Raw genomic sequence first — 16,696 nt, 5'->3', positions numbered from 1 at the left:
CGAAAAAAAACAATAATGAAATTCATTTCAAAAACATATTTATGAAAAAAAATACAACCATCATAACAGGGATTTTTACCCTCTTTACCCTCACCTCAATGAATGCACAAAACAAAGCCCATCTCGACAAGAAAAAACCAATCGAAGAACGAATTTCCCTTTTGATGAAGGAAATGACCCTTGAAGAAAAAGTAGGTCAAATGAACCAATACAACGGTTTTTGGGACGTAACCGGACCCGCTCCAAAAGGAGGAAATGCCGAACTGAAATACGAACACCTACGTAAAGGATGGGTGGGTTCGATGCTAACAGTTCGTGGCGTAAAGGAAGTCCGTGCCGTCCAAAAAATTGCCGTTGAGGAAACCCGTTTGGGAATTCCGCTTATTATTGGTTTTGATGTAATCCATGGTTACAAAACTTTGAGTCCAATTCCATTGGCAGAAGCGGCAAGTTGGGACCTGGAAGCCATCAAAAAATCAGCACAGATTGCCGCCGATGAAGCTTCGGCTTCGGGAATCAACTGGACTTTTGGTCCAAATATGGATATTTCCAGAGATGCAAGATGGGGAAGAGTAATGGAAGGTGCCGGAGAAGATCCATATCTGGGAAGCAAGGTTGCTGTTGCGAGAGTGAAAGGTTTTCAAGGCAATTTAGCCGATAACAATACGATTGCAGCTTGTGCCAAACATTTCGCAGCTTATGGTTTTGCCGAAGCAGGATTAGACTATAATACGGTCGACATCAGCAATTCTACACTTTACAACACCGTTTTGCCTCCGTTCAAGGCAGCATCGGAAGCAGGCGTTAGAACAATGATGAATTCTTTCAATACATTGAATGGCGTTCCTGCAACGGGAAATAGTTTCCTGCAAAGAGACATCCTAAAAGGCAAATGGAACTTCAACGGATTTGTGATTTCCGATTGGGCTTCGGTCCGAGAAATGATTACCCACGGTTTTGCGAAAGACGAAGCTGAAGCAGCCTTAAAAGCCATTCAAGCAGGTTCGGATATGGATATGGAATCCCATATCTATGTGGCAGAATTGGTAAAATTAGTCAACGATAAAAAAGTAGAAGTTGCATTGGTTGATGATGCTGTTAAAAGAATCCTTCGCGTAAAATTTGAGTTGGGTCTTTTTGATGATCCTTACAAATATTGCGATGAAAAACGTGAAAAAGCTACTATCGGAAACAAAGCCAACAATGACGGTGTTCTGGATATGGCCAAAAAATCAATCGTTTTGTTGAAGAATGAAGGCAATTTACTTCCGTTGAAGAAAACAGGACAGAAGATCGTTCTCATTGGTTCTTTGGCAAACGACAAGACAAGTCCATTGGGAAGCTGGAGAATTGCTTCGGATGACAATACAGCCGTTTCGGTTTTGGAAGGAATGCAACAATACAAAGGCAATCAGCTTCAATATGAAAAAGGTACTGAACTTACGATAGGAAAAACAACATTCTTGGACGAAGTGGTTTTCAATACCACCGATACATCCGGTTTTGAATCAGCTAAAAAAGCAGCTTCAACGGCAGATGTTGTAATAATGGTTTTGGGAGAACACGGTTTTCAAAGTGGGGAAGGACGAAGCAGAACCAATCTTGATTTACCTGGAAATCAACAACAATTATTGGAAGAAATCTATAAGGTAAACAAGAATATTGTTTTGGTTTTGAATAACGGACGACCTTTGGCTTTGCCTTGGGCTGCTGAACATGTTCCAGCAATAGTTGAAGCTTGGCAGTTGGGAACTCAAACAGGAAATGCCGTTGCCCAAGTTCTATATGGCGATTATAATCCGAGTGGAAAATTACCAATGTCGTTTCCTAGAAATGTTGGTCAGTGTCCAATCTATTACAATCATTTCAGTACGGGAAGACCTATTGATAGTGATAAAAATGTATTTTGGTCACACTATTCAGATGTTGAAAAAACACCATTATTCGCTTTCGGACACGGATTAAGCTACACGACTTTTGGTTATAAGAATCTGCAAATAGACAAACTAAATCCATCTAAAGGAGAAACGGTAAAAGTTTCGGTTGATGTAACAAATACAGGAAATGTGGATGGAAAAGAAGTAGTTCAACTTTATATTAGAGATGTAACAGCAAGCCTTTCTAGACCAGTAAAAGAACTAAAAGGCTTCGAATTGGTTTCCTTGAAAAAAGGGGAAACGAAAACCATCACTTTCAATTTGACAGATGCTGAACTAGGCTTCTACAACAACAACGGAGAGTATTTAGTAGAAGCAGGGAAGTTCAAAATATTCGTAGGAACGAGTTCTACAGAAGTTTTGGAAAGCGAATTTGAATTGAAATGAAAAAAGAGTAGGTATTAAAAATAGGTTTAATTTTTGTTTCAAGTTTTTGTGAAAAAAAAGGCTGTTTGATTTAGTTCAGACAGCCTTTTTACATTATGAATAAGTGTTTTTTAATCCAAAAGTACATCCAAAATCGTAATCGCCGCCTCACTAATTTTGGTACCAGGACCAAAAACAGCAACAGCTCCAGCATCAAATAAGTACTGATAATCTTGAGCAGGAATAACACCCCCAACAATTACCATGATATCTTCGCGACCGTATTTTTTTAGTTCTTCAATAACCTGAGGTACCAAGGTTTTATGTCCGGCGGCAAGAGAGGAAACGCCCAGAATATGCACGTCGTTTTCCACGGCTTGCTTGGCGGCCTCGGCAGGCGTTTGAAACAACGGACCTATATCCACATCAAAACCTACATCGGCATAGCCTGTGGCAACAACTTTTGCTCCACGGTCATGACCATCCTGACCCATTTTGGCAATCATGATTCTTGGTCTTCTACCTTCTTGCTTGGCGAATTGATCGGCTTTTTGCTTGGCCAATTCAAAACTCTTATCGTCTTTAATTTCCTTGCTGTACACGCCACTAAAAGATTTAATTTGTGCTTTATATCTTCCAAAAACCAGTTCCAATGCATCACTTATTTCGCCTAGAGTAGCACGATTTCGGGCTGCATTCACTGCTATTTCTAATAAATTACCTTGTCCGCTTTTGGCGGCTTCGGTCAATTCATTCAAGTTCATTTTTACTTTTTCGTTGTCACGCGAAGCTTTTATTTCTTCTAGTCGTTCAATTTGCTGACGACGAACCATCTGATTGTCGACATCCAAAATATGCAATGGATCTTCTTTTTCCAAACGGTATTTGTTGACCCCGACAATAATATCCTGACTGCTGTCGATTCGAGCTTGCTTTCTTGCGGCAGCTTCTTCGATTCTCATCTTCGGAATTCCAGCTTCGATGGCTTTTGTCATACCGCCTAATTCTTCTACTTCGAGAATCAATTCCCAAGCTTTTTCGGCTATTTCTGCCGTAAGGCTTTCAATGTAAAAACTTCCTGCCCAAGGATCGACGGTTTTGGTGATTTTGGTTTCTTCCTGAAGGAAAATCTGGGTGTTTCGGGCAATTCTGGCGGAGAAATCGGTTGGTAAGGCGATTGCTTCGTCTAGGGCATTTGTATGTAGAGATTGTGTTCCTCCAAAAGCGGCAGCCAAAGCTTCAATGGTTGTTCGGGCTACGTTATTGAATGGATCCTGCTCGGTCAAACTCCATCCAGAAGTCTGGCAATGGGTTCTTAAAGCTAAAGATTTATCGTCTTTTGGATTGAATTGTTTGACCAGTTTTGCCCAAATCATTCGTCCGGCTCTCATCTTGGCGATTTCCATAAAATGGTTCATCCCTATGGCCCAAAAGAACGAAAGGCGAGGAGCGAACTCATCAATTTTCATTCCAGCGGCAAGTCCTGTTCGGATGTATTCCAAACCATCGGCTAAAGTGTAAGCCAACTCAATATCGGCTGTAGCTCCAGCTTCCTGCATGTGGTAACCCGAAATGGAAATTGAGTTGAATTTCGGCATTTTCTTGCTGGTAAAATCAAAAATATCAGCAATAATTTTCATCGAAGGAGTAGGAGGATAGATGTAGGTATTCCGAACCATAAATTCCTTCAAGATGTCGTTTTGGATGGTTCCGGAAAGCAATTCAGGTTTCACGCCTTGCTCTTCTGCAGCAACAATATAGAAAGCCATAATTGGCAAAACCGCACCGTTCATGGTCATTGACACCGACATTTCATCAAGCGGAATTTGGTCGAATAACACTTTCATATCTTCGACTGAATCAATTGCAACACCTGCTTTTCCAACATCTCCAACCACACGTTCATGATCGGAATCATAACCACGGTGTGTTGGCAAATCGAACGCTATTGAAAGTCCTTTTTGTCCGGCAGCGAGATTTCTTCTGTAAAAAGCATTACTTTCTTCTGCGGTTGAAAATCCTGCATATTGACGAACCGTCCAAGGACGACGAACATACATGGTGGAATACGGACCACGAAGATTTGGTGCAAAACCAGCTCCAAATTCAAGATGTTCAAAATTTTCAATGTCTTCTTTGGAATAAGTTGATTTAAGTTCGATTCCTTCTGCAGTTAGAAAAGGTTGTCCGCTTTTAGGAGTTTCCTTTTTTATATTTTCGAGGGTGATATGTTGGATGTTTTTTCTTTTCATTTTAAATAGAAAATCTATTTTGGATATTTTGTTGTACTTCTTGAAGTGTTAAAGCAGGAAAGAATCTTTACTATTTTAGCTTTTTCATCTATTGTAAAAAATATAAGATAAGGAAATTTTCTAATTGGAATGGCTTTGAAGTCTTTGTATCGAGTTTGAAAGTATGGATTTATTTTTAGAAAAGCATAAGCATTTTCTAATTCGGCATAAAATTTATTCAATACAGAGGAGCTTATTTGAGAATAATATTCTGCAATATCTTCTATTTCTATCTGAGCTCTTGGCGAAACAATGATCTTATAATCCATGTTTTTTCTTAAGCCTCAATAATGATTCTTCGGCTGTCAGATAATCTTCTGTAGGCTCATTCGCTCGATAATCAAGAATCTCTTTCATCTCATCGGTCAATTCAAAATTATCTTGTTTCGGCAAAATAATCACTTCTACTTCTTCTGCATTAAAATCGTCTGGAAGTATAATGTTGATCTGATGGTTTTTAACTTTAATAAATTGTCTGATTGCTTCCATAATTTTGTTTCTTTCAAATATACTAAATTACTGAACTTCTTTCTCAGTTTCCAAACGTTCCTGCTCCATCTTTTCAGCCAATCGTTTTTCGATAATCGGCGAAACCAATGTCTTTCTTGGTTTTGTTTTTACAAAAGGAAACAATTCCAAATCATGGCTCATTCGGTCGTTTTTGTTTGGATACTTATTCGTTCCGAGTAAAATTTCTTTACCCGAATCAAATAATTCCTGCTCTTTGGTGGCACTTTCTTGAATTTTTCGTTGGATGGTTCCTTCGACCAATTGAGTGATGAAACCACCATTTGCTTCAATGTCTTTAAATAAAGTAAGTGCTTTTTCGGTCAATTGACTCGTTAGATTCTCTATATAATAAGCCCCGTCGGAAGGATTACTAACCTTGTCAAAATAACTTTCGTGCTTCAAAACCAACAATTGATTTCGTGCGATTCTATCGCCAAATTCGTTGTCTTTGTGGTATAAACTGTCGTAAGGCAAATTCGCAACTGCATCGGCTCCACCTAAAATGGCACTCATGCATTCGGTTGTTGTTCGAAGCATGTTGACATTATAATCGTATAAAGTCTTGTTTCGTTTTGAAGGAATTGCTAAAATATGGCAATCAAAATTATGGTCGTATTCTTTTGCTAAAAGATTAAACAACAATCGGATGGCTCTTATTTTTGCAATCTCAAAAAAGTAATTGGTTCCAACGGAAACCTGAATTAAAATGGGTTTTGAAATGGTTGCAACTCGATTGAAATATTCATTTGCATGTGCTAAAATATAAGCGATTTGCTGAACTGCATTTGCTCCAGCATTTTGGTATAAAGCTCCGTCAACACTTATGAAATGGATGTTTTGGCAAGCAATTGAAAGTGTGTTTAAAACATCAAAATCAGTTTCAAGATTGGTAAACCAATTTCCTTCTTTTGCCAAACGTCCAGCAGGGTCAATTTGAACAAAAATGGTAGCGTTTCTGTCTTTTGCAATAGTATCAATTTTCTTTACGAAATCGATTGAAAGAAAAAGTAAATTGAAGTAAACGGTAGTGTTTGCCAAAGGAAGTTTTGCAACTAATTTTTCTACATCAATCGTTTCATTTTCAATGGTAAAACGGATGCTTTCGGCACCACGATTTAAGGTTTCCAATGCCCTATCGGCTGATTTTTCTAAATCATACACAAAAATATTCTGACAGATTTTAAAAGATTGGGAACTATTTGTGTTTGCAAAATTTTTCTGGTCTTCATCCTTATGGTAAAAAGGTTTTACCTTGATGCCTTCTGTACTTTCCCAAATGAGAGTTTCATTATAGTCAGCACCTTTTAGTTCATACTGAATTTGCTGTTTCCACTGTTTGGATGAAACGGGCTGAAAATCGCTGAATAAATCGTTTGACATTTATTTGTGTATTTATGGCTACTGTAAACTGTTACTGAATACTAATTACTTTAAAGAATCACCTTCGTATTCGATGATGTAAATATCCTCACTGTCCTTTTTCATATAGTATTTTTCTCGGGCAAATTTCTCTACCTGATGCGGATTCTTGAGCGTTTTGATGTTCTTTTTATCTTGCTTTATTTCTTCCAGATAATATTCCTTATTGTCCTCCAACTCATTGATTTCCTTATCCAGCAAACGATGGTCAAGATAGGAATAGTTGTCCAGGAATAGCATCCAAACTATAAAAAAAGCCGAAACAATAACATACTTGTTGCTCAAAAATCGGAGCAAGGGATGTTTGTCGGTAAGCTTTTTTATAGGATTCTTCATTTTATAAAAGTAAGCAAAAGTTATTATAAAATTCGCTGGTTGATTACGGCTCGAACCACATCAATGGCAACCGTATTGTATTTGTCGTTCGGGATGATGATATCTGCGAAAGCTTTTGTCGGTTCGATAAATTGCTCGTGCATTGGTTTTAATGTGTTTTGATAGCGGTTCAAAACTTCCTCCATATCACGGCCTCTTTCTGCAATATCACGTTTCAATCTTCTAATCAAGCGTTCGTCAGAGTCTGCATGAACATAAATCTTGATGTCAAACATATCGCGAAGTTCAGGATTGGCAAGGATAAGAATTCCTTCGATAATCATTACTTTTCGAGGATGAGTTGTAATGGTGTCCTCCGTTCTGTTGTGTGTAACGAATGAATAAACAGGCTGATCGATGGTGTTTCCGGCTTTTAATTCCTTGAGATGTTTCACCAATAATTCAAAATCAATTGCTCTTGGATGATCAAAGTTTATGAGTGCCCGTTCGTCATAAGAAAGATTATGGTTTTCCTTATAATAGGAGTCTTGCGAAATAATACCCACTTCGGTTTGTGGCAATTCATTCATAATTTGTTGCACAACGGTGGTTTTTCCACTTCCAGTTCCTCCGGCAATTCCAATAATCAGCATAAATAGTTGTTTTGTTTTGTCAAAGGACAAAAATAGCAATTTAATTGGGAGTGGTTTTTGTTTTGGTATGAAATGTTTTGGTGAACTTTTAAACATTAAATTCTTGAGGAGGTTAACGAATTATCTTCATTTTCAGAATGCTAGGATGCAATAATTTAAATTTCTTATTTTTACATAAAATTAAACCTGATGAAAAAATATTATTATTCCTTAATATTGATGGCATTTTGCCTTATTTCGAATGCCCAAATTGTCATCAACGAGATAGATTCCGATACGCCAAGCATCGACGACAAGGAGTTTATCGAACTAAAATCCGATGTCCCTAATTTTCCGCTCGACGGATATGTCTTGGTTTGTTTTAATGGCAATCCTTCCTCAAGTACGGCAAATAGAAGTTACTATACTTTAGATTTAGATGGATTATCAACCGATATCAATGGCTTGATTCTAATAGGAAGTAAGTTGGTATCTCCTGTTCCAGAAAGAATTTTTGGAGATAATTTAATCGAAAATGGAGCCGATGCCATTGCGATTTATACCGGAAGTTTCGAAGATTTTCCTGATGGAACTTTGGCCACTTCTACCAATTTAATTGATGCCGTTGGATATGATACTAGTGATGCCGATGCCACTGCTTTGATGGCACTTCTGGGTATTACGGTTCAATATAATGAAGATGCAAATGGACAAGGAGCTACACAATCCATCCAAAGAAAAGCCGATGGAACATTTGAAACCAAAGCTCCAACTCCTGGTGTTCATAATGATGGAAGTGGTTTTATTTTTAATGGAATTACAATCAGTGGGCCAAATTTGCAATACAATGAAGGCGATAATTTCAATATTACATTTACGACCCAAACGGCTGTCACCAGCGATTTGACTTTTAATTTCACTTTGAACAATGGTTCTTTTAATGCATCAGATTTTACGGGAACAACTTCGGTTTTGATTCCAACAGGTTCGACAACATTTACCACCAATATTCAAATTATCAATGATGAAAACGATGAAGGCGATGAAGTGGCAAAAATTAAATTTGGAGCATTGCCTTTCGGCTACAATCGTTTGAACGATAATGTAGAAGTTGAAATTATCGACGATGATTATCAGATTGCACCTTGGGGAACACCTTTAAACCCAACTTATGGCGTTGTATCTAGCACAGCACCAGAAGGTTATTATGATAGTTTGGAAGGAAAATCAGGAGCAGTTTTAAAACAAGCCATTCAAGATATAATTGCAAATCCGGCTGTTGTTCGGGCTCATAATTATGGCGATGTGAATACAATTCTTAGAATTTCCGACCAAAATCCATTGAACAGCAATGAAATTTGGATGATGTATAAGGAACAACCACGTTCAAAATTATTAATACAAACCACCGGAAGTGGAACAGGGAAATGGAATCGCGAACATATTTACCCTCAATCGCGTGGTGGTTTTTCAAATGCAACGGCCGATACTCCTGACGGAATGAATGTCTGGGAACCTTCAAATGCTACAATTTTATTGCACGGTCATTCAGATGCACATCATATTAGAGCCGAAGATGGTCCAGAAAACAGTTCCAGAAACAATAAAGATTACGGACTTACGGATTACAATGGCTTTTCTGGAAATCAGGGAAGCTGGAAAGGTGATGTGGCCAGAGCGGTTTTCTATATGGCAATCCGTTACAATGGTTTGGAGGTCGTGAATGGCAATCCTGCTGACACAACCGTTGGTCAATTGGGTGATTTGGCAACTTTGTTGACTTGGAATACAACCGACCCATCAGATGATTTTGAGATGAACCGCAATAATTATATCTACACATGGCAATATAACCGAAATCCATTCATTGACTATCCGAATCTTGCCGATTATATTTGGGGAGCAAATGCTGGAGAAACTTGGTTTTCAACATTATCTGTTGATGAAAATATTGGTTTGAATGTTTTTGTTTATCCAAATCCGGCTAAAAACTTCATAACTGTTTCAGGAATTCAAAACGAAGGAACTATTGAAGTCTATTCAATTTCTGGACAAAAACTTTTGAGTAAATCTTTCAATGGCGAAACACGTTTTTCAATAGATTTTCCAACGGGAATTTATATTGCAAAAATTTCATCAGAAGGAAAAACGATAGTTAAGAAGATTTCAGTTCAATAAGGCTAGGAACGGTTTAAAACTATAATTAGGATAATGTGTTTATGTGCTTATGAAATAAGTAAACACTTACTTACAACACATTATTAAGTACGTCAAAAATAATATAAAAGAACAACGAAGAAGGTCAATTATTTTAACTAAAAAGGCCTTCGGATTACAAGAGAGTATAATAACCCATTCTAGGCTAGAGCGTGCAGGATTGATAGTATCGAGTATGAACGGTATTTCGTGTAAAAACAATAAAATTTCATCGTTCATGCTATTGTGCGTGAACGACTATGAGTATTTTATTAATATTGTATATTTGAAAAATTTATTTGTAAAATGAAGAAATGCTGTATTCAAATGCTATCATCGGAATAGGTTGTTTTATTCTAGCTGAAACAAGTTTTACCAAATAATCTATAGAAAAATATAAAAAATGAGACAACCTTTTTACATAATCCTAGGCGTTTTTTTTATTTCAACAATAAGTTTTAGTCAAACTAAAAAAAAATTATCAGACAAGCATTTGATCAGTATCTGTAAAACTTGGGGATTGCTTAAATATTATGATCCAATTGTTTCAAACGGAAAAATTGATGCAGATTCCTTGTTGCTTTCCGCTTTGGAACAAAAACTTCCGGTAGAAAAAACAATTTCAATTTGGATTGATTTCTTAAAGACTAAAAGGCATATAAAAACTTCGGAAGCAACCTCTTGTACAGAAAAAGACGATCGAAATTTATCCTTTGAATGGATTAATAAAGATAAAAACCTTACGAAAAGCCAAAAGAAATATCTTTCAGATTTAGTCAAATCAGGACAAATTCCGGGTGGATTTTATTCGCAAAAAAAAGAGGCAATACGGTATTCAGGAAATAATGAAAAGAGTTACAAAGACAAGGCTTTAGAAGAAAATTACCGACTTTTAAATTTATTTAGGGCTTGGAATGTGATCGAATATTTCTACCCTTATAAATACGGAATTTCAAAAAAATGGGATGACGTCCTTGTCGAATTCATTCCAAAAATTAAAAAACAACAGGATGAACTTTCCTATAAGAAGACTTTGTCCGAATTTTCTGGTGCTATTGAAGATACCCATTCCCGCATAGAAGGAATTACTCACAAGGAAATTTTTGGAAGCTATGGAGCACCATTTACTTTTCAAATTGCAGAAAACAAAATTGTGGTCACAAAGCCAATTGATGCAGGAATATGTGAAAAATTAGGAATAAAATACGGAGATGTGATTGAAACTGTAGACGGTGAATCGGTTGAAAAAATAATTGCAAAAAAATCAAAATATATTTCTGCTTCGAATGCCTCTGTAAAATATAGAGATTCTTACCATTATATGTTTTCTGGAGAAAAAGGAAGTTTTATCATCAAAGGATTCGACCGAACCGGAAAGCCTTTCCACAAAGAAATAGAGAGAATGGATAAAAAAAATGACGTTTGGTTCGCAGATGGAACTCCTGACAATGAATTGGTACGCTACGATGAGATTTCGAAAAAAACAATATATTCAGTCCTAAATAAGGACAACATTGGATTCATAGATTTTTCATTATTTGAAAATTCAGAAATTGACAGCGTAATGAAATCGATGAAAAATTCAAAAGGGATCGTGTTTGATTTAAGAGGCTATAGTTCGAATGGCGGTGTTTTGAAAACATTTGATTATCTTTTTCCAGAGCCAAAATGGTTTGGGATTTTGACAAAGCCAGATTTTGACAAACCAGGTAGGTTTTGTTGGCAAGATTATATTATTACGGAGGATTATAAATTTATAGGGAAAGAAAATCCTGATTACTATAAAGGAAAAGTGGTGATTCTTGTGAATCAAAATACACAAAGTCTTTCAGAAATGTGGGCAATGATTTTTAAAATGGCGCCGGATGTTACGGTTATTGGAAGCCAAACTGCGGGTGCTGATGGAAATGAAACTCCGATTCCATTAGTTGGTGGAGAATCGATGATTTTTTCTGGAGTCGGAATTTTTTACACTGATAAAACAGAAACGCAAAGAATTGGGATCGTTCCAGACATTTTGGTAAAGCCAACAATTTCAGATCTTCAGCACAAGATTGACCCATTGATAAATAGTGCTTTTGATTTCATTCTTAAGTAAGTCGTGTAATTTAATGACATACTGAAGTTTATAGGCACAGGATTTTTTAAGTAAAAATGGCGCTATCTGTTTTTCAGATGATCCCATTTGAACCTTTGTAGAGTATTGAGATTCACAATCGAGCCAATCAATCGGTAAGATCTACATTTGCATTTATAGTTCGCAACTTTAGCAGCTTTTGAGCAATATGTCTTTCAATAATTCACCAAGATCACCCTTTTCTTAATCCTATGCCCGACAGTTTGAATTCCAGTTTAGTCAATTGTCTTGCTGTAGTTTGATTTTCTTTGTAATTCGCAAGTTCAATTTGATTGGTAGATAAGAGAAACCCCTTATATGGGATAACCTTTGCAATAAACCATCGTACTGACTTGACATCGAAATAAAGAAGCCCTTTGTGCTTGACTTTACGTCAAGATTACGTTAAAGAGAGATATTCTAGCCTCAATTTAGGCTAATTTAGTGGTAAACTTGATAATTTTTATGGGCGACAATAGATAAAAAATAAAAAGGTCGGACCATGACCACGTCAATACTGTTCTGGTACTATAAAAGCATTAGGAAAACAGATTAAAGAACGAAAGTAAGGATTGCGACATAGACATACTTTGTCATTTAAAAAAACATTAGGGCAATATGGAAGAGGGAACTTCATCAACTAAAGTAGAAAAAAAACAACAGAAACAAAAGAAGCAACGTATTGCCACGAACCTTTTACCTTGGGTTACCGCTGTAGCAATGTCCATACAGTCATTGGACGTGACAATCCTTAATACGTCGTTGCCCTCCATAGCCTGCGACTGAACTATTCACCAACAGAGATGCATTCCGTTGTTGTAACCTATGCACTTACTCTGGCCTTATTTATCCCACTCTCGGGCTGGCAGGATTCGAACTTGCGGCTTTCCCGCCTTTACGAGACGCGATAACTGTCTTACTGTAAGATAGTAGATCTTGTGCCAATTTATTTTTGGATGAGATTTGGGATAAAAACAAAAAAAGCCGAACAGAAATGTTCGGCTTTTTGTCGGGGTGGCAGGATTCGAACCTGCGGCCTCCTGCTCCCAAAGCAGGCGCGATAACCGGGCTACGCTACACCCCGAAAGCGGATGCAAATATAGAACTAAAATTAGTTTTACCAAACCAAAAGCAAAATAAAAATAAGCTATTTGAGAATTATCAAAACTAATCAACAAATAGGAATTATTTTTTATTAAAAACATACATTTGCATTCTCAAAAGAACAAAAACAATACTACTATGTCAGATACGATTGAAAAAATAAAATGCCTCATTATTGGTTCGGGTCCTGCAGGTTATACTGCAGCAATTTATGCATCTAGAGCTAATATGTTTCCGGTTTTATACCAAGGAACTCAACCGGGTGGACAATTAACAACTACAAACGAAGTTGAAAACTGGCCAGGAAATCCAGAAGGAATTACTGGGCCTGAAATGATGGTTAATTTGCAAGAACAAGCACAACGTTTCGGAACGGATGTTCGCGACGGATGGGTTACTAAAGTTGACTTTACGGGGCCAATCCATAAGGTTTGGGTAAACGATTCAAAAGAAATCCATTGCGAAACCGTAATTATTTCTACAGGAGCTTCTGCCAAATATTTAGGATTGCCTTCTGAACAGCACTATCTTCAAATGGGTGGTGGTGTTTCGGCTTGTGCGGTTTGCGACGGATTTTTCTACAGAAATCAAGAAGTTGTAATCGTTGGAGCTGGAGATTCTGCTTGTGAGGAAGCACATTATCTTTCTAAGCTTTGCAAGAAAGTAACAATGCTTGTGAGAAGTGAAAATTTCAGAGCTTCAAAAATCATGGCAGAAAGAGTTAGAAAAACCGAGAACATCGAAATTCTTTTGAATACCGAAACGCTTGAAGTTATTGGTGACGGACAGGTTGTTACTGCCGTTAAAGTTTTGGATAAAACAACCAAAGAAGAAAAAACAATTCAGGCAACTGGATTCTTTGTGGCAATTGGTCACAAACCAAATACTGATATTTTTAAAGATTTCTTGGATTTAGACGAAACGGGATATATCAAAAATATACCTGGAAGTTCTAAAACAAATGTTGCCGGGGTTTTTGTTGGTGGAGATGCTGCCGATCATGTTTATCGTCAGGCAATTACTGCTGCGGGAACAGGATGTATGGCCGCTTTGGATGCTGAAAGATACCTGGCTTCTTTGGAATAATCCAGCTGAAAATTTATTATGCAAAAATCCCAACCGTTAAGTTGGGATTTTGATCATCAATGTTTTAACTTTCAGACAAATCGCTCAAATGCATTTGAAGAGCCTTTACCGAAATACTGATTTCCCAGAACGAAATTCCCAATGAAATCAATAAGGAAAGCAAACTCAACCCAAACAGATAGATGCCAACGAGTTCCTGCTCGACAAACAATAAAAGCATGGCAAAAACTGACAGGAACAAACTCAAAACACCAAAAAGTTGCATGTATCGAATAAGGATGATACGTAAATTGAGGTTTTTAATCTGCAATAGGATGGATTTGCTGTTATGTTCCTCATAATTCTTTTTCAAGCCTCGAACAATTTGGGCGATTGTTAGGAATCTATTAGTGTAGGCCAGTAAAATTAAAGAAGTTGCGGAGAAAAGTAATGCTGGAGTTTCTATGTTTAGCGTCATTCAGGGAGTATTAAGATTTAAGTATTAAGACTGATTTAAGATTTAGGATTTTAGACTTGGTATTTCTATTGATATTGAAATTGATTTTTTTCATTCACCCAAAGTTCGTTAATCTATTTTGATTTTCAGTTTTTTGCATAAAAAAAACCTGCAAGTAAACTCACAGGTTTTAGTCTTAATACTAAGGTCAAATGTCTTAATACTTAATACTTCAATCTTAATACTTATTTAATCAACTCAAAGCTTCGTTTTACAAAAGCCGTCAAGTCTTCTCCTTTTAATAGGTTTTGAGACAATTTTGCCAAATCCAACGCTTGTTTTACCAAATGTTCTTGGTGGGTTTTGTCGGAAGTATTCAAAATGTTTGTTGCTAATTCAGAATTTGTATTTACAACCAAATTGTACATTTCTGGCATATTCCCCATTCCGAACATTCCGCCACCACCAGATTGACTCATTTCTTTCATTCTTCTCATGAATTCTGGTTGTGTGATGATGAATGGCGAAGCATTACTGTCCATCGCTTCCAATTGAACCGAATACGTTTGCTTCGGAACAAAACCTTCCAAAACCGTTTTCAAGCTTTCTTTTTCTTCGTCTGATAATTTAGAAATCGTGTTTTCGTCTTTCTTGATTAAATTATCGATATGATCTGAATCGACTCTGACGAAAGTCAAATTTTCATTATCAGCTTCTAATTTTTGGATCAAATGCGAGATGATTGGCGAATCTAAAAGCAAAACTTCGTAACCTTTATCTTTTGCCGTTTGGATATATGAATGCTGAGCATCTTTATTTCCAGCATATAAAATAACATGTTTTCCGTCCTTATCTGTTTGCGTTTCCTTAGTGTTTTCTTTTAATTCCTCAAGTGTGAAATATTTTCCATCAACTGTTGGATACAAAACGAAAGCTCCTGCTTTTTCGTAGAATTTTGGTTCAGAAAGCATTCCGTATTCCAAAACAATTTTAATATCGTTCCATTTTTGTTCAAAATCTTCACGGTTTTCTGTAAACAAGGCTTTCAATTTATCAGCTACTTTACGAGTGATGTAGTTTGAAATCTTTTTCACGGCTCCATCCGCTTGCAAATACGAACGCGAAACGTTCAACGGAATATCTGGAGAATCGATAACACCTTTTAGCATCGTCAAGAATTCAGGTACAATTCCTTCCACATTATCTGTTACATATACTTGATTTTGATACAATTGGATCTTATCCTTTTGAATCTGCAAATCAGCACCTAATTTCGGGAAGTATAAAATTCCAGTCAAATTGAAAGGATAATCCACATTCAAATGGATGTTGAAAAGCGGTTCTTCAAATTGCATCGGATACAATTCTCTGTAGAATGACTTATAATCTTCGTCCTTTAATTCAGTTGGAGCCTTTGTCCAAGCTGGATTTGGATTATTGATGATGTTGTCTACCTCAACTTCTGTAAACGTTTTGTCTACATTTTCTGGAGCAACTTCTTCGCCTTTTTTCTGTTCGATTTTTTCTGTTCTAGTTCCAAATTTAATCGGAATAGGCATGAACTTGTTGTATTTTTGAAGCAATCCAGAAATTTTGCTGTCTTCCAAGAATTCCAAAGAATCTTCAGCAATGTGCAAGATGATTTCCGTTCCTCTTGTTGTTTTGTCAGATGGCTCCAATGTAAATTCTGGGCTTCCATCACAGGTCCAATGAGCTGCAGGTTCGTCTTTGTATGATTTTGTGATGATTTCTACTTTTTCGGCAACCATAAATGCAGAGTAGAATCCTAAACCGAAGTGACCAATAATTCCTGAATCTTTAGCAGAATCCTTATATTTTTCAAGAAATTCTTCGGCACCAGAAAAAGCAACCTGGTTGATGTATTTTTCAACTTCATCGGCCGTCATACCCAAACCTTGGTCGATGATGTGCAGTTTTTTGCCTTCTTTGTCAATCTTTACTTCAATAATAGGGTTGCCATATTCTGTTTTGGCTTCGCCGATACTGATTAGGTGTTTTAATTTTAGAGTTGCATCAGTCCCATTCGAAACCAATTCGCGCAAGAAAATCTCGTGATCGCTGTATAAAAATTTCTTAATTAAGGGAAAGATGTTTTCTACCGAAACATTGATTTTTCCTGTTGTCATAATTAGTGTGTTTATTTATGTTAAAATAGTACGATGTCGATTATTCAAATAGAGTACCAAAATGGGCAAAATGACAAAATGGCGGAATTGTTAATTTTAAGATAATTCTAAAATAAAATTTTAACATTTAAATACGAATGA

Annotated in this window: 12 protein-coding genes and 1 tRNA gene; 4 read left to right on the top strand and 9 right to left on the bottom strand. The window is 36.7% G+C overall.

Annotated elements, in window-relative coordinates; translation table 11 throughout:
• Window positions 1-41: 41 nt before the first annotated feature.
• Window positions 42-2,324 (top strand): beta-glucosidase BglX, encoded by a 2,283-nt coding sequence (gene bglX / locus J2X31_RS00280; RefSeq protein ID WP_310023497.1) that lies wholly within the window; start codon window positions 42-44, stop codon window positions 2,322-2,324.
• Between the two features lie 110 nt (window positions 2,325-2,434).
• Here the strand turns inward: bglX and scpA are convergent, their stop codons facing one another.
• From scpA to udk, 6 genes are read right to left on the bottom strand one after another with little or no spacing between them, the layout of a single operon-like run.
• Entirely contained in the window at window positions 2,435-4,555 is a 2,121-nt protein-coding gene (gene scpA / locus J2X31_RS00275; RefSeq protein WP_310023496.1) for a methylmalonyl-CoA mutase, read from the bottom strand.
• Between the two features lie 14 nt (window positions 4,556-4,569).
• Window positions 4,570-4,863: a type II toxin-antitoxin system RelE/ParE family toxin gene (locus J2X31_RS00270; RefSeq protein WP_310023495.1), complete on the bottom strand. Its 294-nt coding sequence runs from the start codon at window positions 4,861-4,863 to the stop codon at window positions 4,570-4,572.
• On the bottom strand, window positions 4,853-5,083 hold the full coding sequence (locus J2X31_RS00265) for a hypothetical protein (protein ID WP_310023494.1): 231 nt from the start codon (window positions 5,081-5,083) through the stop codon (window positions 4,853-4,855). The genes J2X31_RS00270 and J2X31_RS00265 overlap by 11 nt, the downstream gene beginning before the upstream one ends.
• Window positions 5,084-5,110: 27 nt before the next feature.
• A complete protein-coding gene (locus J2X31_RS00260) occupies window positions 5,111-6,484 on the bottom strand; it encodes a methylmalonyl-CoA mutase subunit beta (protein ID WP_310023493.1) in 1,374 nt (457 codons plus the stop codon).
• A gap of 45 nt (window positions 6,485-6,529) precedes the next feature.
• Window positions 6,530-6,859 (bottom strand): FtsB family cell division protein, encoded by a 330-nt coding sequence (locus tag J2X31_RS00255; protein WP_310023492.1) that lies wholly within the window; start codon window positions 6,857-6,859, stop codon window positions 6,530-6,532.
• A gap of 23 nt (window positions 6,860-6,882) precedes the next feature.
• Complete coding sequence (gene udk, locus J2X31_RS00250) at window positions 6,883-7,491, bottom strand: uridine kinase (protein WP_310023491.1); 609 nt, start codon at window positions 7,489-7,491, stop codon at window positions 6,883-6,885.
• A gap of 189 nt (window positions 7,492-7,680) precedes the next feature.
• On the opposite strand from udk, the gene J2X31_RS00245 reads away from it, so the two are divergent.
• Together J2X31_RS00245 and J2X31_RS00240 are read left to right on the top strand one after the other, a co-directional pair.
• Window positions 7,681-9,648 (top strand): endonuclease, encoded by a 1,968-nt coding sequence (locus J2X31_RS00245; protein ID WP_310023490.1) that lies wholly within the window; start codon window positions 7,681-7,683, stop codon window positions 9,646-9,648.
• Between the two features lie 421 nt (window positions 9,649-10,069).
• Window positions 10,070-11,764 (top strand): S41 family peptidase, encoded by a 1,695-nt coding sequence (locus tag J2X31_RS00240; protein ID WP_310023489.1) that lies wholly within the window; start codon window positions 10,070-10,072, stop codon window positions 11,762-11,764.
• Window positions 11,765-12,791: 1,027 nt separating this feature from the next.
• Here J2X31_RS00240 and J2X31_RS00230 read toward each other — a convergent pair.
• Window positions 12,792-12,866 (bottom strand) — tRNA-Pro (locus J2X31_RS00230).
• A gap of 158 nt (window positions 12,867-13,024) precedes the next feature.
• On the opposite strand from J2X31_RS00230, the gene trxB reads away from it, so the two are divergent.
• The gene (trxB, locus tag J2X31_RS00225) at window positions 13,025-13,972 is read left to right on the top strand and encodes a thioredoxin-disulfide reductase (RefSeq protein ID WP_310023488.1); all 948 of its coding nucleotides are present in this window, start codon (window positions 13,025-13,027) and stop codon (window positions 13,970-13,972) included.
• 64 nt (window positions 13,973-14,036) lie between these two features.
• On the opposite strand, the gene J2X31_RS00220 is transcribed toward trxB, so the two are convergent.
• Together J2X31_RS00220 and htpG are read right to left on the bottom strand one after the other, a co-directional pair.
• On the bottom strand, window positions 14,037-14,429 hold the full coding sequence (locus J2X31_RS00220; protein WP_310023487.1) for a DUF2721 domain-containing protein: 393 nt from the start codon (window positions 14,427-14,429) through the stop codon (window positions 14,037-14,039).
• 224 nt (window positions 14,430-14,653) lie between these two features.
• Window positions 14,654-16,555 carry a molecular chaperone HtpG gene (gene htpG / locus J2X31_RS00215; RefSeq protein WP_310023485.1) on the bottom strand — a complete coding sequence of 634 codons (1,902 nt, stop codon included), beginning with the start codon at window positions 16,553-16,555 and terminating at the stop codon, window positions 14,654-14,656.
• Between the last annotated feature and the right edge of the window lie 141 nt (window positions 16,556-16,696).

Source organism: Flavobacterium arsenatis (assembly GCF_031456785.1).
Classification (GTDB): domain Bacteria; phylum Bacteroidota; class Bacteroidia; order Flavobacteriales; family Flavobacteriaceae; genus Flavobacterium; species Flavobacterium arsenatis.
The sequence above is the reverse complement of the archived record's forward strand: the minus strand, read 5'-3'. Positions and strand labels throughout refer to the sequence as shown.